General features: G+C 74.7%; 1 protein-coding gene. It reads left to right on the top strand.

Annotation, left to right across the window (positions count from 1 at the left end; translation table 11 throughout):
* On the top strand, window positions 1–1,138 hold a 1,138-nt coding region (locus ACZ619_RS45845), incomplete at its 5' end, for a WD40 repeat domain-containing protein (RefSeq protein ID WP_469612008.1).
* Between the last annotated feature and the right edge of the window lie 258 nt (window positions 1,139–1,396).

The following is a 1,396-nucleotide window of genomic DNA, read 5'->3' as shown; positions in this document are numbered from 1 at the left end:
CGAAGGAGGCTCGGTGCACGCCCTCGACCTGGGCGAGGCCGTCACCTCCGGGTGGCGTGGCAGCCCGCTGGGCAACGTCCTGCTGAGCCCGGACGGCCGTACGCTCGCCACCGCCGAACAGTCCGGCCGGGGCTACGTCTTCCGGCTGCGGGCGACGAGCGACGGGCGGCTGCTCCGCACGCTGCCGGCTGTTCCGCTGCCCGCCGCGGCCGACGGCAGCGGTCCGGTCGCCGTGGCGGACGCCCTGCCACTGATGGCCTTCGACCCGGGCGGCAACGCCTTGGCGTACGGCGTCTCCGTCCCCGGCCGGGTGACGACCGGTCAGCTCCTCGTGGTCTGGGACCTGGCCCGCGACCACGCGCGGACAACGCTGGACCTCTCCGCCTCCACCCCCGCGCTGGCGGTGGAGCGGATCGCCCTGGGGCCCGACGGCCGTGCCCTGGTGGCCGCGCGGTCGCAGGCCGTCAGCGAGAACGCCACGGTAGAGGTGTGGGACAGCGAGCGGCACCGCCGGACGTCCGTACTGAGCGACCTGAGCGACACCGCGCTGGCGCTGCGTCCGGACGGCCGCCTGCTCGTCGTCGGCAACAGCCTCGCCCACCTGCCCGCCGGGACGGGCGGGACAGGCGGGGCGGCGACGCTGTCGCTGAGCCCGGGCGACGAGGTGGAGTCGCTCACCTTCAGCACGGACGGCTCCCGGGTCGCGGTCGGCGACGCCTCCGGCCGCGTCGCCCTGTGGGACGGCAGCCTCAGCCACCGGTTCGGCGTCCTGCCGGACGTCTTCCCGCCGCCCGTCGCGAACGGCACCCCGGAGGCCGTCAGCGCCCTCGCCTTCAGCCAGGACGGCAGCACCCTCGCCGTGGGCGGCGACTCCGGCTCGCTCCAGCTCTGGGACACCGCAAGCCACCAGGCCCTCGCCAGCATCACCACCCCTGGCGAGAATATCGCCGCCCTCGCCTTCAGCCCCGGGGGCAACGCCCTGTACACCGCCGGAACCCACGCCTCCCTGCGGACGTACCCCGTCACCCCGTCCTACGCCGCCGCCCGGATCTGCGCGCGCACGGCAGGCAGCCTCTCGCCGGCCCAATGGCGCACCCTCCTCCCCGACGCCGCGTACCGCCGCCTGTGCCAGGGGTAGGTCCGGGCGCCGCGAGGGAAACCGCTCCTGAGATGTTTTGGCCGGATGTTCCGCCACCGGCCGGCCAGTGGGAGCGCCGGGAAGTCGTGGCTCTGCCACAACTGCCGGGAGATCTCCTCCGGATAGGCGATGACGGCCGGTCGCGTATCGAAGATCCGTACGAGGCGCTGCTCGATGTCGTATGTGGGCCGGCCCGGGTCGCCGTCGGCGGCGAACGCCGTCCACACGGCGCGGATCTGCGTGGACAGGGCCACGGCC

The organism is Streptomyces sp. NPDC104367, assembly GCF_055583825.1.
The sequence above is the reverse complement of the archived record's forward strand: the minus strand, read 5'-3'. Positions and strand labels throughout refer to the sequence as shown.